Source organism: Kitasatospora sp. NPDC005856 (genome assembly GCF_040629945.1).
Lineage (GTDB): Bacteria > Actinomycetota > Actinomycetes > Streptomycetales > Streptomycetaceae > Kitasatospora.
The window spans coordinates 75,073-96,713 of record NZ_JBEXWT010000010.1 but is presented as its reverse complement, the minus strand read 5'-3'; the positions used below and the strand labels follow the sequence as shown (position 1 = coordinate 96,713).

Genomic DNA, 21,641 nt, shown 5'->3' with positions numbered 1-21,641 from the left:
CGCCCCCTGCCCGGTGGGCCGCGGCCGATCGGCCCCGGGGCACCGGGCGGGCGGCTGCCGGGGGCCCTCGTGGTGGCGCTGGCGGCCGTGCTGACGCTGGCCGGGTGCAGCAGCGGTCCGTCCTCCTCGTCCACCGTCGCCGTCACCGGCTCGGCGCAGGGCGCCGCCGCCCCGCAGGCCCCCGCGGCCTCCGCCCCGTCGAACGGCGGGACCCAGCTGCAGGACGCCTACCAGGAGGTGATCGCCAACGTGCTGCCCTCCGTGGTGCAGATCACCACCGGCGACAGCCTCGGGTCGGGGATCGTCTACGACGACAAGGGCGACATCGTCACCAACGCCCACGTGGTCGGCACCGCGACCACCTTCACGGTGACCCTGGCCAACAGCACCACGGCGCTGGACGCCGGTCTGGTCGCCAGCTACCCCGACTCCGACCTCGCGGTGATCCGGCTGAACAACCCGCCGAGCGGTCTCAAGCCGGCCAGCTTCGGCGATTCGAGCAAGGTCCAGATCGGCCAGATCACCCTCGCCATGGGCAGCCCGCTGGGGCTCTCCAGCAGCGTCACCCAGGGCATCGTCTCGGCCATCGGGCGGACCGTCTCCGAGCCCCAGGGCCCCGGGTCGCCGGGCGCCACGATCGGCAACATGGTGCAGACCTCGGCGGCGATCAACCCGGGCAACAGCGGCGGGGCGCTGGCGGACCTGGACAGCAAGGTGATCGGCCTCAACACGCTCGCCGCGACCGAGCCGCAGACCAACGGCGCGGCCGCCCCCGGCATCGGCTTCGCCATCCCGGCGAGCACCATCACCAACATCGCCGACCAGCTGATCAAGCAGGGCAAGGTCACCAACTCCGGCCGGGCCGCACTCGGCGTCACCGTCCGGACCAACTTCGACCAGCAGTTCCAGCCGTCCGGCGCGGTCATCGTGGCGATCACGCCGGGCGGGCCGGCGGACACGGCGGGGCTCAAGGTCGGGGACGTCATCACCAAGATCGGCGACACCCGGGTGGACTCGCTGAACGCGCTCACCACCGCGCTCGCCTCGCTCAACCCGGGCACCAAGGTCACCGTCACCTACACCCGCCACGGCGAGACCATGACCGCCGACGTCACCCTCGGCGAACTGGCGCCCGCCCAGACCTCGCCCTGAGCCCCGGTACGGGGACGCCGGGCCGCACGCCGCGCAAGGGTTCGGCGGGCCGGGTGCCGTACCGGATCGGCGCCGGGACCCCGTCTCCGCCTCGACGAGGTCCCGGCGCCCTGCCGTGCCGGGGAGGGGGCGGTCAGCGGCGGGCGGCGCGGGTGCGGAAGGGCAGCTCGACGGTGACGGTGGTCGGCCCGCCCTCGGGGCTGTCCACCAGGAAGACCCCGTCCACCGCGCGGATCCGCTCGGCCAGTCCGCCCAGGCCGCTGCCCGGGTAGGGGGCCGCGCCGCCCTTGCCGTCGTCCTGGACCAGCACCATCAGCTGGTCGTCCGAGCGCCAGACCTCGACCGAGGCGGAGCGGGCGCCGGCGTGCTTGGAGACGTTGGTCAGCAGTTCGCTGACGGTGAAGTAGGCGATGCCCTCGACCGCCGAGTCCGGACGCTCGGGCTCCCCGTCCGAGCCGGTCAGGTCGACGCTCACCCGGACCCCGCCCGGGACGGTGCAGCGGGCGGCGACCGAGGACAGCGCGGCGTCCAGGCCGCGGTCGGTGAGCACCGCCGGGTGGATGCCGCGGGCCAGGTCGCGCAGCTCCTGGAGGGCCAGCTTCACCTCGCCGTGGGCGTTGTCGACCATCCTGGTGGCGGCCGCCATGTCGTCCTCGCTCTCCACCTCGCGCAGTCGCTCCTTGGCCATGCCGAGGTCCATCGCCAGCGCGACCAGCCGGGCCTGGGCCCCGTCGTGCAGGTCGCGCTCGATCCGGCGCAGGTCGGCGGCGGCGGTGTCGACCACGGTGCCGCGGTCGTCCTCCAGCTCGCGCACCCGCTCGGCCAGGGCGCCCGGGAAGAGCAGCGACTCGATCAGGATGCGGTCGACCGAGGCCAGGGCGCGGACCACCCAGGGCAGCACCGGCCAGAGCGCGATCACCGAGACCAGGGTCAGCGCGAAGCTGAGCACGCCCCAGGGCAGCATCAGCACGTTGTAGAGCGCCGAGCGCCAGTTCAGCAGGTCGGTGAGCTGGGCGATGGTGTAGCCGACCACCCCCGGGCGGCGCGGCTTCACCGGCTCCGGCTCGTCGATCGCGGAGTCGTACGCCGACCGCGCCCGCTGCCGGCCCCACGCGCCCAGGGAGCGCGAGACGGCCAGGCCGCCGGCCAGCAGCGGCAGGCCGAGTACGGTGATCGACAGCCCCAGGCCGACCGAGAGCGTGGTCACGGCCACCAGGAAGCCGAAGATGCCGAGCGGCAGGTTGAGCAGCAGTCGGCCGACCTGGTGCCACATCTTCGGGCCGTACAGCGGCGGGCGCTCCATCCGAGCGTCCTGCTCCCTGATGGCGCCCACGGCGCGGTGCAGCGGCTTCATCCGGATCTACCGTCCCTCTTCGTCGTGCGGCTGGACCAAGCTTCCCGAACGGCGGGCGGTGGGTGCCATGGGGGTGATACATCTTCCCGGCCGGGGGTTAACCCCACCACGGCCCCGGCCGTCGGAGGTCCGCCGGAGTTCCGCGGAAGGTCGGTCGGAGTTCCGCCGGAGTTCCACCGGGGTGTCCACCGGCCGTCTTGCGGACCGGGCAGGGTTCGGGCGGAGCGGAGCGGTCCCCTTAGACTCACGCTTTGGCCATGGTTGGGCCTGCGAGAGCAAACGTCGTAGAACTGTCCTGAGGGCGGATTCACGGCCGAGGTGGAGGCGAAGGCATGGAGGGGAAGCACGCGGCTGCCGTCGCGGCCGACCCGGCGGTCGGCAGCGGCTACTTCGACGCGTACGCCGCGATCGGCCTGCTGGCCGTCGTCGGGGTGCTCTTCGTCGTCGTGGCGTTCACCGCCAACCGGCTGCTGCGACCCGTGGTGTACTCGCCCGAGAAGCTCCTCGCGTACGAGTGCGGAGTGGACCCGGTGGGCGAGGACTGGGCGCACACCCAGGTCCGCTACTACGTGTACGCCTTCCTGTACGTGATCTTCGCGGTCGACGCGATCTACCTGTTCCCGTGGGCGACCGTCTTCGCCTCCGCCGGGTACGGCGCCGGAACGCTGATCGAGATGTTCCTGTTCATCGGCTTCCTCGCGGTCGGACTGCTCTACGCCTGGAAGAAGGGCGTTCTGGAATGGACGTGACGCACTCCCACTCGCACGGCGGTGCCCAGGGCGGTCCCGTTCCGCTCGGCCTGCCGGACCCCGCCCGTCCGGGCGCCGTCGAGCGCCGCGGCATCGGACCGCTGGCCCGGCTCGCGCCGGATCCGGTCAAGGTGGTGCTCAACTGGGGCCGCCGCTACAGCCTCTGGTGCTTCAACTTCGGGCTGGCCTGTTGCGCGATCGAGTTCATCGCCGCGTCCATGGCCAAGCACGACTTCATCCGGATGGGTGTCATCCCGTTCGCGCCCGGACCCCGTCAGGCTGATCTGATGATCGTCTCCGGGACGGTGACCGACAAGATGGCGCCCGCCGTCAAGCGCCTCTACGAGCAGATGCCCGAGCCGAAGTACGTCATCTCCTTCGGCGCCTGCTCCAACTCCGGCGGGCCCTACTGGGACTCCTACTCGGTCACCAAGGGCGTGGACCAGATCATCCCGGTGGACGTCTACGTACCAGGCTGCCCGCCGCGGCCGGAGGCGCTGCTCCAGGGCATCCTCAAGCTCCAGGAGAAGATCGCCGCCGAGTCCCTGCCGGAGCGCTACGCGGCGCCCGCGTCGGCACTGCGCCGTCCGCTGGTGACCGGGCCTTCGAGCGGTTCCGACGAGGGAGGGGTCTCGTGACTTCCGCCGAGCAGTGCGCGGCGTCGGTCGGGGAGTGGGCGACCGGCGCCGAGGCGTACGGGCTGATCACCGTCGACGTTCCGGCCGAGAACTGGATCGAGGCGCTCACCAACGCCCGGGACGTCCTGGGCCTGGGCTTCTTCGACTGGCTGAGCGCCGTCGACGAGCTCGCCGAGGGCTTCTCCGTGGTCGCCCACCTGGCCGCCGTCGAGGCGCCGGGCGTGCGGCACCTCGCGCTGCGCACCCGGGTGCCGCGCGACAAGGCGGCGCTGCCGACCGCCGTCCCGGTGTACGCGGGTGCCGCCTGGCACGAGCGCGAGACCCACGAGATGTTCGGCATCGACTTCCCCGGGCACCCCTACCTCGCCACCCTGCTGCTGCCGGACGGCTTCGAGGGGAACCCGCTGCGCAAGGAGTTCGTGCTCGCGGCGCGGGTCGCCAAGGACTGGCCGGGCGCCAAGGAGCCGGGCGAGTCCGATCACGGTGGCGGGCCGGCCCGGCGCAAGATGCAGCCGGCCGGTGTGCCGGACCCGAACGAGTGGGGGCCGCTCAAGGGCACCCTTCCGCCGGTCGCCGAGCGGCCCGCGCGCGGTGCGCGGGCGGCGGGTGCGGCGGCGCGGACGCCCCGGGCGGCCGGTGCCGCTGCCGCCGGAGCCGCTGCCGGGGCTGGTGCCGGTTCCGCTGCCGGGGCTGGTGCCGAGGGTGGTGCTCCGGTGCGGGCGGACCGGCCGCGGCGGACCAGGTCGGTCTCCGCGGGGTCGGCCAGTCAGACGGCCGCCGAGGCTTCCGCGACCCCGGGCACTCCTGCTGCTCCCGCCGCTCCCGCCGCCGGTGCCGAGGGTGCTGCTCCGGTGCGGGCGGACCGGCCGCGGCGGACCAGGTCGGTCTCCGCGGGGTCGGCCAGTCAGACGGCCGCCGAGCCGGCGTCCGAGCCGGCCGCGGAGCCCGCGGCTCCGGTACGGCCCAGGCCCTCCGACGCGCCCCGGTCCTCCGACGCGCCCTGGCACAACCCGGTGCCCGCCCATGACGAGAAGCCGTCGGGCGGGAAGCCGGGCGAGGAGCAGGGCGAACCGGGCGCGCAGCAGGACGAGACCTCGGCCGGAGCGGCCGACCAGGACGGAGACGGCACGTGAACCTGTTCGACACGGTGCTGCGCTGCGTCGCCACCCTCGTCGTCTTCCTGGTCCTCCCGCTGGTCATCGGCCAGACCGAGCACAAGGTCATGGCGCACATGCAGGGCCGGCTCGGTCCGATGTACGCGGGTGGCTTCCACGGCTGGGCGCAGCTCGTCGCGGACGGCGTGAAGTTCGCGCAGAAGGAGGACATCGTCCCGGCCGGGGCGGACCGCCGGATCTTCCAGCTGGCGCCCGCCGTGTCACTGCTGCCGTACCTCTTCGTCCTGCTGGCGATCCCGGTCGGTCCGGACGGCTTCGTCGGCCAGGCGGTCGACGCCGGCCTGTTCTTCGTGCTGGCCGTGATGGGCGTCGGCGTGATCGGCAAGCTGATGGCCGGCTGGGCCTCGGCGAACAAGTTCTCGCTGCTCGGCGCCCTGCGCACGGCCGCGCAGCTGATGTCGTACGAGCTGCCGATGGTGCTGGCGGCGGCCTCGGTGGCGATGGCCGCCGGCACGCTGTCGCTGCCCGGGATCGTGGACGCCTGGCAGTGGTACTGGCTGCCCTGGCAGATCATCGGCGCGTTCGTCTTCTTCACGGCCGGTCTGGCCGAGCTCCAGCGTCCGCCGTTCGACATGCCGGTCGCCGACTCGGAGATCATCTTCGGCGCGTACACCGAGTACACCGGTCTGCGGTTCGCCCTGTTCCTGCTGTCCGAGTACGCGGGCATCCTGGTGGTCTCCGCGCTGACCGCGGTGCTCTTCCTGGGCGGCTGGCACGGGCCGATGCCGGACCAGCTCGGCTGGCTCTGGATGATCCTCAAGACCTTCGCGCTGGCCTTCGTGGTCATCTGGCTGCGGGTCACCTACCCGCGGCTGCGCGAGGACCAGCTGATGCGCTTCGCGTGGACGGGCCTGATCCCGCTCGCGCTGGTCCAGCTGGCCCTCACCGGCATCATCAAGGTGGCGATCTCATGAGTTTTCCGGGAGCCGGCCTCGCCAAGGGCCTGGCCGTGACGCTGCGGACGATGACCCGGAAGAGCGTCACCGCGCAGTACCCCGACGTGCAGCCGGTGCTGCCGCCGCGTTCGCGCGGCGTCATCGCGCTGCTGGAGGAGAACTGCACGGTGTGCATGCTCTGCGCGCGCGAGTGCCCGGACTGGTGCATCTACATCGACTCCCACAAGGAGACGCTGCCGGCCGCCGAGCCGAACGCCCGGGCCCGCACCCGCAACGTGCTGGACCGGTTCGCGATCGACTTCTCGCTCTGCATGTACTGCGGGATCTGCATCGAGGTCTGTCCCTTCGACGCGCTGTTCTGGTCGCCGGAGTTCGAGTACGCGGAGACCGACATCCACGAGCTGACCCACGAGCGGGAGAAGCTCCGCGAGTGGATGTGGACCGTCCCCGCGCCGCCGGCGCTGGACCCGGCGGCCGAGGAGCCCAAGGAGATCGCCACCGCGCGCAAGGCGGCGGACAAGCTGGCCGCGGCTGCCGCGGCTGCCGCGGAACCGGCTACCGACGAGAAGGGAGACGACGCGTGATCGGTGCCACCACGCTTCTCGCGGCGACCGGCTCCCTGGAGCCGGCCGCCCGTTCGTTCCTGTCCCCGACCGGCCAGGAGATCGTCTTCCTGCTGGTCGGCATCGCCGTGCTCGGCTCGGCCGTGGTCTCGGTGACCACCAGGCAGCTGGTGCACGCCGCGCTCTGGCTGGTGGCCGCGCTCGGCGGGCTGGCGGTGGAGTTCCTGCTGCTCACGGCCGAGTTCATCGCCTGGGTGCAGGTGCTGATCTACCTCGGTTCGGTGGTCGTCCTGGTGCTGTTCGGGCTGATGCTCACCAAGGCGCCGATCGGGCGCTCGCCGGACGCCGACTCCAAGAACCGCTGGGTGGCCCTGGTCGTGGCGCTGGCCTCGGCCGGGACGCTGGTCACGCTGGTCGTCGACGCCTTCCGGACCTCCTGGATCGACCTCGGGCAGGGCGGCGGATCGGCCGCCGTCACCGGGGCCAGCCTGTTCCGGCACTGGGTGCTGCCCTTCGAGGCGCTGTCCGTGCTGCTGCTGGCGGCGCTGGTCGGTGCGATCGTGCTGTCGCGCGGCTCCAAGCGGCGGGTGCCGGCGCCCCGGGCGGGCAAGCTGCGCGCCGGGCGGCCGGTCGGGTCCAACGGGACGGTCGCCGCGACCGCGCCGAAGCCGGCTCCGGCTCCCGCGCCGGCCTCCGGGCAGTCGGCCTCCGGGGCGGCCTCCGATGCGGCCTCCGGACAGTCGACCTCTGAGCAGGAGGGCTGATGCACCTCGCCTACCCCGTCGTCCTCGCCGCACTGCTGTTCAGCGTCGGCGTGTACGGCGTGCTCGCCCGGCGCAACTCCGTCCTGGTGCTGATGTCCGTCGAGCTGATGCTCAACGCCGTCAACCTCAACCTGGTCGCCTTCGACGCCTGGCTGCGGGACTCGCTGCACGCCGGGCAGGCGCTCACCCTGTTCACCATCACCGTCGCCGCCGCCGAGATCGGGCTGGGGCTCGCCATCGTCCTGCTGCTGTTCCGGGCCCGGGGCACCGCGGACATCGACCGTGTCACCGCGCTCGGCGACCCGGCCGAGGCGCTCGCCGTCGAGGAGACGCCGGTCGACGCCGAGGCGCCGGCCGGAGCCGAGGCACTGAAGGGCCAGGCCGCCGCATGAACCTCGCCCTGCCCGTACTCGTCCCGGCGCTGCCCGCGCTCGGCGCCGCCGCGACCCTGGCCGTCGGGAAGAAGGCGCCCGGGCTGGCCCGGCCGCTGGCCATCGTCCCGGTCGCCGTCTCGGCGGTGCTCGCCCTGGTGGTCGCCCTCCAGCTCGGCACCGGCCAGACCCTGGACGCCGCCACCCGGCTCACCCCGACCGGCGGCCCCGACATCGCCCTCGCCCTCCACCTGGACGGCTTCAGCTCGCTGATCTCGGTGCTGGTCGGCCTGGTCGCCACGTGCGTCCAGGTCTACTCGACCGCGTACCTCAAGGAGGACCCGCGCTACCCCTCGTACGCGGCGCTGGTCTCGCTGTTCACCGCGGCGATGTTCCTGGTGGTCTACTCGGGCGACCTGATCGTGCTGCTGGTCGGCTGGGAGGTCATGGGCCTGTGCTCGTACTTCCTGATCGGCCACCACTGGGAGACCGCGGACGCCCGCTCGGCCTCGCTGAAGGCCTTCCTGGTCACCAAGCTCGGTGACGTGCCGTTCCTGTTCGGGATCTTCCTGCTCGGCGCGGACGCCGGCAGCTTCCGCGTCACGGACGTGCTGGCGGCCGCGACGGAGGGCAGGCTCGGGCACCCGACGCTGACCGCCCTGCTGCTGCTCGCCGGCGTGGCCGGAAAGAGCGCGCAGTTCCCGCTGCACACCTGGCTCCCGGACGCGATGGCCGGCCCGACCCCGGTCTCCGCGCTGATCCACGCCGCCACCATGGTCGCGGCCGGCATCTACCTGGTCGCCCGGCTGCTGCCGGTCTTCCTGCTGTCGGGCGCGGCGCTGGTCGTGCTCGCGGTGATGGCCGCCGTGACGATGATCGGCTCGGCGCTCTGCGCGCTCGCCCAGGACGACCTCAAGCGGGTGCTCGCCTACTCCACCGTCGGCCAGCTCGGCTACATGGCCGGCGCGCTGGCCAGCGGGGACCGCGAGGCCTCCGTCTTCCACCTGGTCAGCCACGGCGCGTTCAAGGCGCTGCTGTTCCTGGCCGCCGGTGTGGTGATCCACGCCGCGCACACCAACTCGATCTCCGCGATGTCCCGCATCCCCGGGCTGCGCAAGCGCGTCCCGGACGCCTACTGGACGATGGGCATCGCGCTCGTCGCCCTGGTCGGGCTGCCGCCGTTCTCCGGCTTCTTCAGCAAGGAAGCGGTGCTCACCGCCGCCGAGCACGCCGCCAACGGCGAGGCGCTGACCAACGGGCTCGGCCCGGCCTCGGCGGTGCCGCAGGCGGCCGGGTGGATCGTGCTGATCTCCGCCGGACTCACCGCGCTGCTCACCGCCGCCTACGCGGCGAGGCTGTTCCTGGTCGCGTTCCACAGCCCGGCCGGGGCCGCCGCGGCCGCACCGCAGGTGCTGCCCGCCGCCGACCGGGGCACCGTCGTGGCCGACCACGAGGCCGGCGCGCCGTACTCGCCCGAGCTCGACGAGGCCGACCCGGCCACGGCCGAGCCGCCGGCGATGCGCTGGCCGCTGTGGGTGCTGGCCGTGCCGACCATGGGCTTCGGCGTCGCCGGCCTGCGCTCGGACTGGCTGCCCGCGCTCCTGGACGGCGGCTCGCTGCGGCCCTCCGCCGTCACCGCCGTCACCGGCACCGGGCTCGCCGTGGTCGGCGTGCTCGCCGCGTACGGCGCCTGGCGCTCGGCGACCGCCCGACTGGGCACCGGCCGCCCGGCCCCGGCCGTGGCCGGCCGGGTGCCCGAACAGGGCGGAGCCCCGGCCACCGAGGTGATCGTCGCCGATCCCGGGCGCACCCTGCTCGGCCCGCTGTTCGGTCCGGCCCGGCACGGCTTCGGCGTCGACCGGCTCTACCGGGCGCTGTTCGTCCGCCCGGTGGTCGCCGCCGCCAAGCTGGTCCGCTTCCTCGACCGCGAGGTCGTCGAGGGCTACGTGCAGGGCAGCGGCATCGGTGCCAACCTGCTCGGCAGGGCCGTCCGGCTCGCGCAGACCGGGAACGCGCAGACCTACCTCAGCGCCCTGCTGGCCGCCGTCGTCCTGCTGGCCGTCCTGGTGGCGGTGTAGCCGGTGCCGACGTCCTCCACCTCCGTCCCCTCGACCGCTGCTGGGAGCCCCCGATGAACGCAGTCCTCATCGCCCTCCTGGTGCTGCCGCTGCTCGGCGCCGCGCTCACCCTGGCGCCGGTGTTCGGACCGGACCGGGCCGTGGCCGGCCGGCGGGCGCTGCGGCTGAACACCGTCGTCACCGGCGCGGTGCTCCTGCTCGGCGTCGCCCTCGCGGCCGGCTTCGACCACGACGAGCCCGCCCGGATGCAGGCCACCACCGACGTGTCCTGGATCCCGGCCCTGCACGTGCGCCTCCACCTCGGGGTGGACGGGATCTCGCTGCCGCTGATCGTGCTGACCGCGCTGCTCACCTTCCTCTGCGCGCTGTACTCGGAGAAGCGGCTGCCGGAGGGGGAGGACGTCCCGTCGGCGCAGGCCTTCGTCGGGCTGTTCCTCCTGCTCGAAGTCGGCATGCTCGCCACCTTCGCGGTGCTGGACCTCCTGCTCTTCTTCCTGGCCTTCGAGATCGTGCTGATCCCGATGTACTTCCTGATCGCCCGCTGGGGGAGCGGCGCGAAGGTGCCGGCCGCCAACCGGTTCATCCTCTACACGCTGCTCGGCTCGGCCGTGATGCTGCTCGGCTTCCTGCTGATCGGCAGCAAGGCCGGCACCTTCGACATGCAGGCCCTGGCCGCCGCGCACGGCAGCGGCCTGAGCCACACCACCCAGGTGATCGCCGCGCTGGCGATCCTGGTCGGGCTCGCGGTCAAGGCCCCCGCCTGGCCGCTGCACAGCTGGCTCCCCGACGCGCACACCGCCGCCCCGACGGTGGGCTCGGTGCTGCTCGCCGGCGTGCTGCTGAAGATGGGCACCTACGGTCTGGTCCGCGTCCTCCTCCCGGTCGTGCCGGACGGCGCCGCCACCCTGGCCCCCTACCTGGGCGCCTTCGCGGCCGTCGGCATCGTCTACGGCTCCCTGGCCTGCCTGGCGCTGGCCCTCCCGTCGCCCACCACCGCCCTTCTCTCGAAGCGCTCCGCGCCCTCTGGTTCCGGATCCAAGGGCGACCTCAAGCGCCTGATCGCGTACTCCTCCGTCGGCCACATGGGCTTCGTGCTGCTCGGCATCGCCTCCCTCACCCCGGCGGGCGTCAACGGCGCGCTGTTCGCCAACATCGCCCACGGTCTGATCACCGGTCTGCTGTTCTTCGTCGTCGGCGCGCTCAAGGACCGCTACGGCACGGCCGACCTCGACACCCTCTCCGGCGCCACCGGCGCCGCCCTGTACGGCCGGGCCCCGCGACTCGGCGTGCTGCTCGCCTTCGCCGCCGTCGCCAGCCTCGGCCTGCCCGGCCTGGCCGGCTTCTGGGGCGAGCTGCTCGCCATGTTCGGCGCGTTCGACCCGGCCGCAGGCCTGTCGCGCCCCGCGTTCGTCACCTACATGGTCCTGGCCGGCCTCGGCACCCTCCTCACCGCCGCGTACCTCCTGATCGTGGTCAAGCGCGTCTGCATGGGGGACCCGGAGCAGCCCGCAGCGGTGGCCGAGCTCGCCGACCTGCGCCCGTACGAGGCCGTCAGCTGGACGCCGCTGGCCGCGCTCACCCTGCTCGTCGGCCTCTGGCCCGCGCTGCTGCTCGGCCTCTCCGACCCCGCCGTCAAGCACCTCCTCGGGGGTGGCTGACCGTGCTCGCAGCCCAGACCGCCGCACTCGGACCTCACTCCACGGGGCAGCACACTGTGACCTCCCTCGCCGTAGCCAACCCGGGCAGCCTGATCCAGTCCGTGGACTGGGTGGCGATCGCGCCCCCGCTGATCGCCGCCGTGGCCGCCCTCGCCGTGCTGCTGACCGACCTCTTCCTGCCCGAGCGGCACAAGAAGTGGCTCGGACGCCTCACCGCGGCCGGACTCGCCCTCGCCCTCATCGCGCTCCTTCCCCTCACCGGTGGTTCACCCCGAGCGACCTTCTGTGCGCAGAACGTAGCAGGGGGGTCTGACAACGGCGGCTGCTCCTACGTCGCCGACCACTTCGCCCTGGTGTTCCAGCTGCTCGCCCTCGGCGGCGCGCTGATCGCGGCGCTGCTGTCGGCGCACACCGTGGAGACCGAGAAGCTGCCGCGCGGCGAGTACTGGTTCCTGCTGCTCTCCAGCGCCACCGGCGCCGTCCTGCTGCCCGCCTCCCGGGACCTCGCCACCATGGTGATCGCCCTGGAGGTCGCCTCGCTGCCCGCCTTCGCCCTGGTCGCGCTCCGCCGGGACGGCCGGGGCGCCGAGGCCGCGTTCAAGTTCTTCGTCTCCTCGGTGACCGCGACCGCCGTGATGCTGCTCGGTGTCGGCTTCGTCTACGCGGCGAGCGGCAGCCTGCACCTCGGCGCCGTCGCCCAGGGCCTGGAGCACGCGCCCGGACAGCTCAGGCCGCTGGCCGAGGCGGGCGCGGTGCTGACCCTGGTCGGCTTCGCCTTCAAGGTCGCCGCCGTCCCGTTCCACTTCTGGGTGCCCGACACCTACACCGGCGCGCCGCTGCCGGTGGCCGGCTACCTCTCGGTGGTCGGCAAGGCGGCCGGCCTGTCCGGGCTCGCGCTCGCCACCACCATCGCCTTCCGCCCGTACGCCCACACCTGGGGCCTGGTGCTCGCCGTGCTGGCCGCCGTGACCATGACCGCCGGAAACGTCGGCGCGCTGCGGCAGCGCTTCGACACCCGGTACAGCGCGGTGCGGCTGCTCGCCTGGTCCTCGGTCGGCCAGGCCGGGTACCTGCTGGTGCCGCTCGCCGCGGCCGGCTACGCGCCCACCGGCGTCGACCCGCTCGGCGCCACCGCCGCGTACGCGCTGATCTACGGCGTGGTGAACCTCGGCGCCTTCGGGGTGGTCGCCGCCGTCGGCCACCGGGCCGGGACCAGCGTGGACGACTTCCGCGGCCTGTTCGCCCGCAACCGCTGGACGGCGCTGGCGCTCGCGTTCTTCCTGCTCTGCCTGGCCGGGCTGCCGCCGGGCGTGATCGGCCTGTTCGGCAAGGTCGTGGTGTTCCGCGCGGCGGTCGACGCCGGGCTGGGCTGGCTGGCCGTGGTGATGGCCGTCAACGTGGTCGTCGCCCTGTACTACTACCTGCTCTGGACGGCCCGGCTGTTCGCCCCGGCGCAGGACGCGCCCCTCGGGGAGACCGCCGCCGGGCACCGGCTGCCGGTGAGCCTCACCGCGACGCTGGGGCTCACCGCCTCGGCCGCCGTGGTCCTCTCGGTGGCGCCGCAGCTGGTCCTCCAAGTGGCGGGCGGCTCGCTGTTCTGAGCGCTGCCGGGCCGTGCCGGGGGTGCGGTCCGGCGGTGTCGCGGCCGTGCCCGGCCGTCGTCCGGGGCGCGGTGCGGTGGTGTCGCGTCGGTCACCGTGTCGGGTCACAAGGGAACAAGGCCGTCGGCCCCGCCCGTTGACCGGTCACGAGGGACGAGGCAGAAAGGGCTTCCCCACCGCACCACTGGAGGGCCTGACGTGCACAGCCGGCACAACGGACTGAGGACCGCCGTCCTGCTCGGCGGCCTCTCGGCGCTGATCCTGGTGATCGGCAGTCTCTTCGGCCGCACCGGCTTCGTGATCGCCCTGCTGGTCGCCCTCGGGACCAACGCCTACGCCTACTGGAACAGCGACAAGCTCGCGCTGCGGGCCATGCGGGCCCGGCCGGTCAGCGAGTTCGAGGCACCCGGTCTGTACCGGATCGTCCGCGAGCTCTCCACCTCGGCCCGCCAGCCGATGCCCCGCCTCTACATCTCCCCGACCGAGGCCCCGAACGCCTTCGCCACCGGCCGCAACCCACGCAACGCGGCGGTCTGCTGCACCGAGGGCATCCTGCGGATCCTGGACGAACGCGAGCTCCGCGGCGTGCTCGGGCACGAGCTGAGCCACGTCTACAACCGGGACATCCTGATCTCCTCGGTGGCCGGGGCGCTCGCCTCCGTGGTGATGTTCCTGGTGAACTTCGCCTGGCTGATCCCCTTCGGGCGCAGTGAGGACGACGACGGCCCGGGGCTGTTCGGGATGCTCGCCATCATGATCCTCGGCCCGCTCGCGGCCGGGCTGATCCAGCTGGCGGTCAGCCGCTCCCGCGAGTACCAGGCCGACGCCGACGGCGCCCGGATCACCGGCGACCCGCTCGCCCTCGCGAGCGCCCTGCGGAAGCTCGACGCCGGCACCCGCCGGCTGCCGCTCCCGCCCGAGCCGCAGCTCCAGACCGCGAGCCACATGATGATCGCCAGCCCCTTCCGTCCCGGCGAGGCCGGCGCCAAGCTCTTCTCCACCCACCCGCCGATGGCCGAGCGCATCGCCCGCCTGGAGCGGATGGCGGGCTACGGCCGGTAGCGCACCAGCGTCCCGGGGCGTCAGCCAGCCGCCTCCTCGTACGCGCGCCGCAGGCGGTGGACGCCCTCGGCGACCTGGGCGGGGCTCTCGGCCGCGGCGTAGCTGAGGCGCAGGTGGGGGGCCGGGGGTTCGGCGGGGTGGTAGGGGCGGCCGGGGGAGACCTGGACGCCCGCGCGCAGCGCGGCCGCGGCGAGGGTGGTGTCGTCGAGGCCGTCCGGGAAGCGCAGCCACAGGTGGTAGCCGCCGGGGCGGTGGGTGCCGAGGACGCCGGGCAGCTCGCGGTGCAGGGCGGCGACGGCGGCGGTGCGGCGGTCGCGCAGCTCGGCGCCGAGGGTGCGCAGGTGGCGGGCCCAGGCGGGGTCGGCGACCAGTTCCAGGGTGGCTTCCTGGAGCGGCCTCGGAACGAAGAAGCTGTCCACCACCTGGGTGGCCCGCAGCCGGGCCAGCGCCGGGCCGCGCGCGGTCAGGGCGCCGACCCGCAGGTTGGGGGAGGCCGCCTTGGTCAGCGAGCGCAGGTGCACCACGACCCCGTCCCGGTCGTCGGCGGCGAGCGGGCGCGGCAGCGCGGGGGCGTCCGCGTGGACCAGCAGCCGGGCGAAGTCGTCCTCGACCACGAAGGCGCCGGCGGCCCGGGCGATCCGCAGCACCGCCTCCCGCCGTTCGGGCGACAGCACCGCGCCGGTGGGGTTCTGGAACAGCGGCTGGCAGACGAGGACCCGGGCCCGGGTGGCCGCGAAGGCGTCCGCCAGCAGGTCGGTGCGCACGCCGTCGGCGTCGACCGGGACCGGGACGGGCCGCAGCCCGGCCGCCCGGACGACCGCCAGGATGCCCGCGTAGGTCGGCGACTCCACCAGTACCGGCGAGCCGGGCGCGGCGAGCGCCCGCATGGCGACGGTCAGCCCGCTCTGCCCGCCGGAGGTGATCAGGACGTCCCCGGCGCCGATCGGCCCGCCGTGGCCGCCGATGTCCCGGGCGAACCAGCCGCGCAGCTCGGTGAGGCCGTCGGTGGGCGGGCGGTCCCAGGCGCCCGGTCGCCGGCCGGCCCGGGCGAGGACGGCGGCGAGCAGCCGTTCGGGCAGCAGCGAGGCGTGCGGGTAGCCGCTGTTGAGGTCGATGACGTCGGGCGGGGGCACCCGGAGGGTGGCGAACACCGGGGCGGCGAGCAGGTCGCGCGGGCCGGAGTCGGCGCTGAGCGCGATCTCCTGCCAGGAGAGGTCGCCGGTACGGCCGGACGGTGCGGCGGGGACGGCCGGGGCCGCGGCGAAGGCCGCCGCCCGGAACACCCCGGCGCCGGGCCGGGAGACCACCAGCCCCTCGGCCACCAGCACCGCGATGGCCCGGGAGACCGTCACCGGGCTGACCTGGTGGTGCTCCACCAGCGCCCGGCTGGCGGGGAGCTTCCGTCCCTCCGGGTAGCGCTCGACCTCCCGCCGCAGGATGTCGGCGAGTTCGGTCACACTGCTACGCTCGTTCATGACGGCACAAGATAGCGCTACCCACCCCTCGGCGGTAGCACCTCGCCAGGCCCCGGCTTCCGGCACCGCCCTCGCGGCCCTCGCCGTGGTCTCCTTCTCGCTCAGCTTCCCCGCCACCGCGTGGTCCCTGACCGGCTTCGGGCCGTGGTCCGCGACCGGCCTGCGCGGCGCCCTGGCCGGCCTGCTGGCCGTGCTCCACCTGGCGGCCGTCCGCGCCCCGCTGCCGCAGCGGCGGCACTGGCCCGGACTGCTGGTGGTCGCCGGCGGCTGCGTCCTCGGCTTCCCGCTGCTGACCACGCTGGCCCTGCGCACCTCCTCGACCGCCCACTCGGCGGTGGTCATCGGCGTGCTTCCGCTGGCCACGGCGGCGGTCGCGGCGCTGCGCACCGGCCGCCGGCCGTCCGGGGCGTTCTGGGCGGCGGCGCTCGCCGGGGCCGCCGCCGTCCTCGCCTTCACCCTGGTGCGCAGCCACGGCCGACCGACCGCCGCCGACCTCTACCTGTTCGCGGCGGTGCTGCTCTGCGCCGCCGGGTACGCCGAGGGCGGGCGGCTCTCCCGGGAGCTGCCGGGCGCCCAGGTGATCGCCTGGGCGGTGGTGGCCGCGCTGCCCGCGACGCTGCTGACCGCGGCGCTCGGGCTGGGCGCCGAGCCGGTGCGGCTCGGGGCGCGGGCGTTGGTCGGGCTGGCGTACACGGCGGCGGTCTCGCAGCTCGGCGGGTTCGTGCTCTGGTACCGGGGGATGGCCGCGATCGGGGTGCCGAGGGCCAGTCAGCTCCAGCTCGCGCAGCCGCTGCTGACGCTGGTCTGGTCGGTGCTGCTGCTCGACGAGCGGCTGCCGGCCGCGGCCCCGGTCACCGCGGTGGTGGTGCTGGTCTGCATCGCGGTGACCCAGCGGGCCCGGACCTGACCCGCCGGCGCCGCGGGGCGGCCCCGTACGCCCGTGAACTCCCGCTCCGGCCGGTTCGGCGCGACCCCCTGCTCGTTAGGATGAACCCGCGCCCGTCGGTCCGGGCGCGGCATCCGGAGGGAGTGGGCCGTCATGGCAGACGAGAGGCACGTCCCGGCGGCCGGGGACGCGCCGGCCCGACGACGCGGCCAGGGCGAGCTGGAGGCGCAGGTGCTCGCGGTGCTCCAGCGGGCGCCCGGCCCGGCCGCCGCGGGGTGGGTCCAGGAACGCCTGGAGGGCGACCTGGCGTACACCACGGTGATGACCATCCTGTCCCGGCTGCACGCCAAGAACGCCGTGACCAGGACCCGCTCCGGCCGTTCCTACCTGTGGCAGGCCTCCTCGGACGCCGCCGGGCTGGCCGCGTTGCGGATGCGCCGGATGCTCGACGGGGAGGCGGACCGGGACGCCGTCCTGGCCAGTTTCGTCAGTGCGCTGCTGCCGCACGACGAGGAACTGCTGCGGGCGCTGCTGGACGCCGCGTCCGCCGATCCGGCAGCGCCCGACCGTGAGAGCTGACCCGTGGGCGTCTTCGTCTTCCTCCCGCTCGTCCTGCCGCTCACCGCGGTCCCGATCGCGCGCCTGACCGAACAGCACCTGCATCCGCGCGGCGCGGCCCGGCTGATGACCGTGATCAGCGCGGTGATGGCGGTGTGCAGCGCGCTCTGCCTCGGACTGATCGGCGTGGTGGGCACCGCGCAGATCCCCGGCAACCCGCTGCCGGACAGCTGGTCCGACCCGGAGGTGCGGGCCGCGCTGCCGTACCACGAGACGGTCGGCACGGCCGCGATGTGGCTGCTGGCCCTGGTGGGCTTCGCCTGCGTCCGGACGGTCGTGCGGCACCTGCGGGTGCGGACCCGGGCCCGCCGGGCGCTGAGCGGGCTGCCCGCCGGGCCGGGGCCGGCCGGCGACCTCGCGGTGCTGCCGGACCGGAGCCCGTACGCCTACGCGCTGCCCGGCTCGCCCGGCCGGGTGGTGGTCTCCACCGGGATGCTGGCCGGCCTGGCCGCCGACGAGCGCGAGGCGCTGCTCGCCCACGAGCGGGCGCACCTGCGCCACCGGCACCACCGGTACCTGCTGACCACCCAGCTCGCCGCCTGCGTCAACCCGTTCCTGCGGCCGCTGCAGGACGCGGTGGCGTACAGCGCGGAGCGGTGGGCGGACGAGGACTCGGCGCAGGCCGTGGGGGACCGCCGGATCACCGCGCGGGCGGTGGCCCGGGCGGCCCTGGTCTCGCACGCCGCCCCGGCCCCGGGCTTCGCGGCCTTCGCCGCCCCGGCCTCGGCGGCCGGCCCGGTGCCGCGCCGGGTCGCCGCGCTGCTCGGACCGGTGCCGACCTCCCGCAACTGGCCGCCGGCCAAGACCCCGGCGGGTCTGGCGGCGATGGTCGCGGCGATCGGTACGGCGGCGTCGGCGCTGTGCGCGCTCAACGCCGCGGTGGCCCTGCTGGTGGTGCTCAAGGCCGTCACGCCGCTGTAGCCGGCGCCGTCCCGAGCGTGGCGGCCAGCTCGTCGACGGCGGCCTCGGCCGCGGCCAGCGACTCGGCGGCGAGCGGCCGGAGGGCGTTCAGCGCCGGGACGTCCGCGGCCCTGGTGAGCTCGGCGGTGATCACGTGCAGGTGCTCCGGCGCGACCCCGATCCGGTCGAAGTACGCCCGCAGGTACGGGACCTGGAAGTCGCAGTGGGCCCGTGGCGTGCCCGGCCCGTAGCCGCCGCCGCGGACCGCGACCAGCACCACGCGGGTGTCGCGCAGGAGCGGCTCACCGGTCTCCGGGTCGTGGTGGACACCGGGGAAGGTGACCCGGTCGATCCACGACTTGAGGCCGGCCGAGACGCTGTAGTTGTACATCGGGCTGCCGATCAGCAGGGTGTCGGCGGCCCGCAGCTCCTCGATCAGCGGGCGGCTGAGCGCCCACTCGCGTGCCTCGTCCGGCCCCTCGGCGAGGCGGCCGATGTCGTCCAGCGGGAGTGTTCCCTTGCGCTCGGTGCGGCGCCCGAGGGCGTCGTAGGCGGCGCGCACCGGGGGCACCGGGTCGGCGGCGAGGTCGCGGTGCCGGTACCGGGTGGCGGCACCGTGGCGGGCGCGCCAGGCGTCGGCGAAGCGGGCGGTCAGCGCGTGGCTGACCGAGCCGGAGGGGCTGATGCCGGAGTCCAGGTGGAGCAGCGTGCTGGAGGTCATGGTGGTCTCCCGGTCACCTCGGAGGGGGACGGATCGTCATAGCGGTGACGAGCCGCGCCGAGGAAAGGTGACCGATGGACCGGAACGCGATGCCGGGAGCGGTGGACGGGCGGGCGCGGAGCGGGGGAGCGGTTTCGGGGGCGGTTTCGGGAGCCGCTGCGAGGGCGGCGGCGCCGGGACGGCGGGCCGAGGCGGAGGCCGAGCGCTTCGAGGCCGAGCGCGGGCGGCTGCGGGCGATCGCCCAGCGGATGCTCGGCTCGACCGGCGAGGCCGAGGACGCCGTGCAGGAGGCCTGGCTGCGGCTGGTCCGCACCGATCCGGCGGAGATCGACAACCTGCCCGGCTGGCTGACCACCGTGGTCTCCCGGATCTGCCTGGACCTGCTGCGGGCCCGTGCCGCGCGCCGCGAGGAACCGACCGACGAGCCGCTGCCGGACGGCTCCGGCGGGGGCCCGGAGCCGGAACGGGAGGCGCTGCTGGTCGAGTCGGTGGGCCGGGCGCTGCTGGTGGTGCTGGACCGGCTGGGCCCGGCCGAGCGGGTCGCCTTCGTGCTGCACGACGGCTTCGCGGTGCCCTTCGACCGGATCGGGCCGATCGTCGGCCGGACCCCGGCGGCCGCCAAGAAGCTGGCCAGCCGGGCGCGGCAGCGGGTCCGCGGGACGGCGGCGCTGCCCCCGGAGCCGCTGGCCGGGCACCGGCGGGTGGTGGAGGCCTTCCTGGCCGCCGCCCGGGGCGGGGACCTGGCCGACCTGCTGGCCGTCCTGGCCCCGGACGTGGTGCGCCGGGCCGATCCGGCGGCGCTGGGGCCCGGCCGCGCCCCGGTGGCCCGGGGCGCGCAGGCTGTCGCCCGGGAGACCACGGTCTTCGGCCGCCGGGCCCGCTACGGCGTGGTGGCCCTGGTGGACGGGGCGCCCGGCATCCTGATCGCCCCGGACGGGCGGTTGCGGCTGGTGCTGCGGGTGGCGGTCGCGGACGGCCGGGTGGCCGGCTACGAGGTGGTGGCGGCCCCGGCCCGGCTGGCCGCGCTCGACCTGGCCGTCCTGCCCGGCTGAGTGCCGCCCGGCCGAGCGCTGCGGGGGTGCGTGCGGTCAGTCCCCGGCGGCGCGGCTTTCGGAGGCGCGGTCCTCGACGGCGCGGTCCTCGACGGCCTCCCGGAGCCCGCGGAACTCCTCGGCCAGCCCGTCCAGGGTGTAGTGGGCGTTGAGCCCGCTGGGGTTCGGCAGCACCCACACCTCGGTGTCGCCGATGCCCTCCGGTTGCCGCCCGAGTGTTGCCCGGCGCTGCCCGAAGGCCGTCCGGTAGGCGCCGATGCCGAGCACGGCCAGGACGCGCGGGCGCAGCCGCAGCACCCGTTCGCGCAGCGCGGCGCCGCCCTCGCGCAGCTCCTCGGCGGTCAGCTCGTCCGCCTTGGCGGTGGTGCGCGGGGCGACGTTGGTGATGCCCAGGCCGAGCGCGAGCAACTCCCGCTGCTCGTCCGGGCGGTACTGGCGCTCGGTGAAGCCGGAGCGGTGCAGGGCCGGCCAGAAGCGGTTGCCCGGGCGGGCGAAGTGGTGGCCGGTGGCGCCGGACCACAGACCCGGGTTGATGCCGCAGAACAGCACCCGCAGCCCGGGTCCGGAGACGTCCGCGATGGTGGTGTCCTTGGCGGCCAGCAACTGCTCGGCGGTGGGCTTCATCGGTGCGCTCGGATTCACCCGGCCAAGTCTGCCGTGCCCCTTGCCGCGTACGTGGCCGGGTCCTTGTCCGGGCCCTTGTCCGCATCCTTGTTCGTACCCTTGGCCGGACCCGTCCCGGTGCCCTTCGCGGAGTCCTCGGCCGTGGGCTCCGCGGTGGGCCCTGCGGTGGGCCCTGCCGGGGTCGGGGTCGGGGACGAAGTCGGCAGCGTGCCCTGGGCGGGCTCCGAAGTCGCCACGGCCGCCCGGCGGTTGCGCAGCCGACGCAGGCCGAACACCACCGCGGCCGCGTAGGCCCAGCCGACGAAGACGTCGATGATGAAGTGCTCCGCGCCGTAGACCAGGGTGAAGGTCATCGCGAGCGGGTAGGCGACCAGCACCGCCCGCAGCCGGCGACCTGCGGTGGGCCAGAAGAAGAACAGCAGCATCGCCGGGTAGGCGGAGTGCAGCGAGGGCATCGCGGCGACGTCGTTGGCGAACTGACTGCCGTTCTCCAGCAGGGAGTCGGCCTGCGGCAGCCCGCTCACCGAGATCACTTCCCAGACCACCCGGGCCAGGTGCGGCAGGTTGCCCTCCTGGGAGACCAGCCACGGCGGGTCGGCCGGGTAGAGGAGGTAGGTGGCGAAGCCCGCGAAGGTGAGCGTCAGGTAGGCGGCGAGCAACTGCCGGAAACGGTGGTGCGCGCGCCGCCAGAGCACCGCGAGCAGCAGGAAGACGACGAAGAAGTGCGAGAGGTAGACGGCCACTGCGGCGTAGTCGTACCAGTGCGGTGAGCCGGGGGTGTAGAGCGCGTGCTGGAGTCGAACGGTCCAGGTCTCGCCCAGGCCGAGCACCTCGTCGAAGCGCAGCTGCGGCAGCCAGTGCGGGGCCCACGGCGTGTGCGCGCCGTAGCCGCGCAGCAGGGAGTACGTCCACACCACGGCCATCACCGGGATCCAGTCGCGCAGGACCAGCAGGAAGCCGCGGGGGCCGTGCCCGCTGTGCACGGCGGCGGTCAGCAGGGCGGCGATGAGCCAGAGGAACAGCACGTCGTTGGCCGCGGGGATGCCCTCGGTGCTCAGGAACCAGAGGAAGCACGTCAGGTAGAGCGGCCAGGCCAGCCGGCGGAGTCTCGACCAGCCCGTCACGCGTGGGCGGGGCGGAGGCACCGGGCGTGGCTGCCCGGCCCGCACGTCGTGCGGGGCCGGGTGGAGGCTCTTGGTCATGCGCACCGAAACTAGCAACCCAAACTTGGAGGACTCTGGGTGAAATATGACCGGATCGTAAGAACGTCCGATCCGGTCGGCACCCGGTTCGACTGGTGGTTC

The 21,641-nt window shown here is 74.4% G+C and carries 21 protein-coding genes; 16 read left to right on the top strand and 5 right to left on the bottom strand.

All coding sequences use genetic code 11. From position 1 onward, the window contains the following. The first annotated feature begins 87 nt into the window (after window positions 1-87). A complete protein-coding gene (locus tag ABZ449_RS08990; RefSeq protein WP_360342698.1) occupies window positions 88-1,152 on the top strand; it encodes a trypsin-like peptidase domain-containing protein in 1,065 nt (354 codons plus the stop codon). 133 nt (window positions 1,153-1,285) lie between these two features. Here ABZ449_RS08990 and ABZ449_RS08985 read toward each other — a convergent pair whose 3' ends face one another. Next, window positions 1,286-2,455 (bottom strand): sensor domain-containing protein, encoded by a 1,170-nt coding sequence (locus ABZ449_RS08985; protein WP_360342695.1) that lies wholly within the window; start codon window positions 2,453-2,455, stop codon window positions 1,286-1,288. A 383-nt stretch (window positions 2,456-2,838) separates the two neighbouring features. On the opposite strand from ABZ449_RS08985, the gene ABZ449_RS08980 reads away from it, so the two are divergent. The 11 genes from ABZ449_RS08980 to htpX all read left to right on the top strand — a co-directional run bounded on the left by ABZ449_RS08980 (window position 2,839) and on the right by htpX (window position 14,061). Beyond that, window positions 2,839-3,255, top strand: coding sequence for an NADH-quinone oxidoreductase subunit A (locus ABZ449_RS08980; protein ID WP_360342547.1), 417 nt, complete (start codon window positions 2,839-2,841; stop codon window positions 3,253-3,255). Continuing rightward, window positions 3,246-3,893, top strand: a complete 648-nt coding sequence (locus tag ABZ449_RS08975) for an NADH-quinone oxidoreductase subunit B family protein (RefSeq protein ID WP_360342544.1) — start codon at window positions 3,246-3,248, stop codon at window positions 3,891-3,893. Before ABZ449_RS08980 ends, ABZ449_RS08975 begins: the two co-directional genes overlap by 10 nt. Next, window positions 3,890-5,026, top strand: a complete 1,137-nt coding sequence (locus tag ABZ449_RS08970) for an NADH-quinone oxidoreductase subunit C (protein WP_360342541.1) — start codon at window positions 3,890-3,892, stop codon at window positions 5,024-5,026. Before ABZ449_RS08975 ends, ABZ449_RS08970 begins: the two co-directional genes overlap by 4 nt. 2 nt (window positions 5,027-5,028) lie before the next feature. After that, the gene (nuoH, locus tag ABZ449_RS08965) at window positions 5,029-5,982 is read left to right on the top strand and encodes an NADH-quinone oxidoreductase subunit NuoH (protein WP_360342692.1); all 954 of its coding nucleotides are present in this window, start codon (window positions 5,029-5,031) and stop codon (window positions 5,980-5,982) included. Then, window positions 5,979-6,548, top strand: a complete 570-nt coding sequence (locus tag ABZ449_RS08960; RefSeq protein WP_360342538.1) for an NADH-quinone oxidoreductase subunit I — start codon at window positions 5,979-5,981, stop codon at window positions 6,546-6,548. Before nuoH ends, ABZ449_RS08960 begins: the two co-directional genes overlap by 4 nt. Continuing rightward, entirely contained in the window at window positions 6,545-7,291 is a 747-nt protein-coding gene (locus ABZ449_RS08955; RefSeq protein WP_360342535.1) for an NADH-quinone oxidoreductase subunit J, read from the top strand. Before ABZ449_RS08960 ends, ABZ449_RS08955 begins: the two co-directional genes overlap by 4 nt. Next, on the top strand, window positions 7,291-7,683 hold the full coding sequence (gene nuoK / locus ABZ449_RS08950) for an NADH-quinone oxidoreductase subunit NuoK (protein ID WP_360342532.1): 393 nt from the start codon (window positions 7,291-7,293) through the stop codon (window positions 7,681-7,683). The genes ABZ449_RS08955 and nuoK overlap by 1 nt, the downstream gene beginning before the upstream one ends. Then, entirely contained in the window at window positions 7,680-9,740 is a 2,061-nt protein-coding gene (locus tag ABZ449_RS08945; RefSeq protein WP_360342529.1) for an NADH-quinone oxidoreductase subunit L, read from the top strand. Before nuoK ends, ABZ449_RS08945 begins: the two co-directional genes overlap by 4 nt. 53 nt (window positions 9,741-9,793) lie before the next feature. Continuing rightward, window positions 9,794-11,398 carry an NADH-quinone oxidoreductase subunit M gene (locus tag ABZ449_RS08940; protein WP_360342526.1) on the top strand — a complete coding sequence of 535 codons (1,605 nt, stop codon included), beginning with the start codon at window positions 9,794-9,796 and terminating at the stop codon, window positions 11,396-11,398. A 56-nt stretch (window positions 11,399-11,454) separates the two neighbouring features. Then, a complete protein-coding gene (locus ABZ449_RS08935) occupies window positions 11,455-12,999 on the top strand; it encodes an NADH-quinone oxidoreductase subunit N (protein WP_360342523.1) in 1,545 nt (514 codons plus the stop codon). Window positions 13,000-13,197: 198 nt separating this feature from the next. After that, on the top strand, window positions 13,198-14,061 hold the full coding sequence (htpX, locus tag ABZ449_RS08930) for a zinc metalloprotease HtpX (RefSeq protein ID WP_360342520.1): 864 nt from the start codon (window positions 13,198-13,200) through the stop codon (window positions 14,059-14,061). A 20-nt stretch (window positions 14,062-14,081) separates the two neighbouring features. Here htpX and ABZ449_RS08925 read toward each other — a convergent pair whose 3' ends face one another. Continuing rightward, the gene (locus ABZ449_RS08925) at window positions 14,082-15,536 is read right to left on the bottom strand and encodes a PLP-dependent aminotransferase family protein (protein ID WP_360342517.1); all 1,455 of its coding nucleotides are present in this window, start codon (window positions 15,534-15,536) and stop codon (window positions 14,082-14,084) included. Between ABZ449_RS08925 and ABZ449_RS08920 the strand changes: the two genes are divergently transcribed. From ABZ449_RS08920 to ABZ449_RS08910, 3 genes are all read left to right on the top strand, one after another. Then, window positions 15,535-16,443: a DMT family transporter gene (locus tag ABZ449_RS08920; protein ID WP_360342514.1), complete on the top strand. Its 909-nt coding sequence runs from the start codon at window positions 15,535-15,537 to the stop codon at window positions 16,441-16,443. The genes ABZ449_RS08925 and ABZ449_RS08920 overlap by 2 nt on opposite strands. Window positions 16,444-16,575: 132 nt before the next feature. Next, the gene (locus ABZ449_RS08915) at window positions 16,576-17,001 is read left to right on the top strand and encodes a BlaI/MecI/CopY family transcriptional regulator (RefSeq protein WP_360342511.1); all 426 of its coding nucleotides are present in this window, start codon (window positions 16,576-16,578) and stop codon (window positions 16,999-17,001) included. A 3-nt stretch (window positions 17,002-17,004) separates the two neighbouring features. Next, window positions 17,005-17,961, top strand: a complete 957-nt coding sequence (locus ABZ449_RS08910) for a M48 family metalloprotease (RefSeq protein ID WP_360342508.1) — start codon at window positions 17,005-17,007, stop codon at window positions 17,959-17,961. Here ABZ449_RS08910 and ABZ449_RS08905 read toward each other — a convergent pair. Further along, window positions 17,948-18,661 (bottom strand): NAD(P)H-dependent oxidoreductase, encoded by a 714-nt coding sequence (locus ABZ449_RS08905; RefSeq protein ID WP_360342505.1) that lies wholly within the window; start codon window positions 18,659-18,661, stop codon window positions 17,948-17,950. The two genes, ABZ449_RS08910 and ABZ449_RS08905, sit on opposite strands and share 14 nt — an antisense overlap. A gap of 74 nt (window positions 18,662-18,735) precedes the next feature. On the opposite strand from ABZ449_RS08905, the gene ABZ449_RS08900 reads away from it, so the two are divergent. After that, on the top strand, window positions 18,736-19,713 hold the full coding sequence (locus ABZ449_RS08900; protein WP_360342502.1) for a sigma-70 family RNA polymerase sigma factor: 978 nt from the start codon (window positions 18,736-18,738) through the stop codon (window positions 19,711-19,713). 36 nt (window positions 19,714-19,749) lie between these two features. Here ABZ449_RS08900 and mug read toward each other — a convergent pair whose 3' ends face one another. Then, the gene (mug, locus tag ABZ449_RS08895) at window positions 19,750-20,337 is read right to left on the bottom strand and encodes a G/U mismatch-specific DNA glycosylase (protein ID WP_360342689.1); all 588 of its coding nucleotides are present in this window, start codon (window positions 20,335-20,337) and stop codon (window positions 19,750-19,752) included. Between the two features lie 14 nt (window positions 20,338-20,351). Next, on the bottom strand, window positions 20,352-21,539 hold the full coding sequence (locus tag ABZ449_RS08890) for a phosphatase PAP2 family protein (protein WP_360342499.1): 1,188 nt from the start codon (window positions 21,537-21,539) through the stop codon (window positions 20,352-20,354). Window positions 21,540-21,641: the final 102 nt, after the last annotated feature.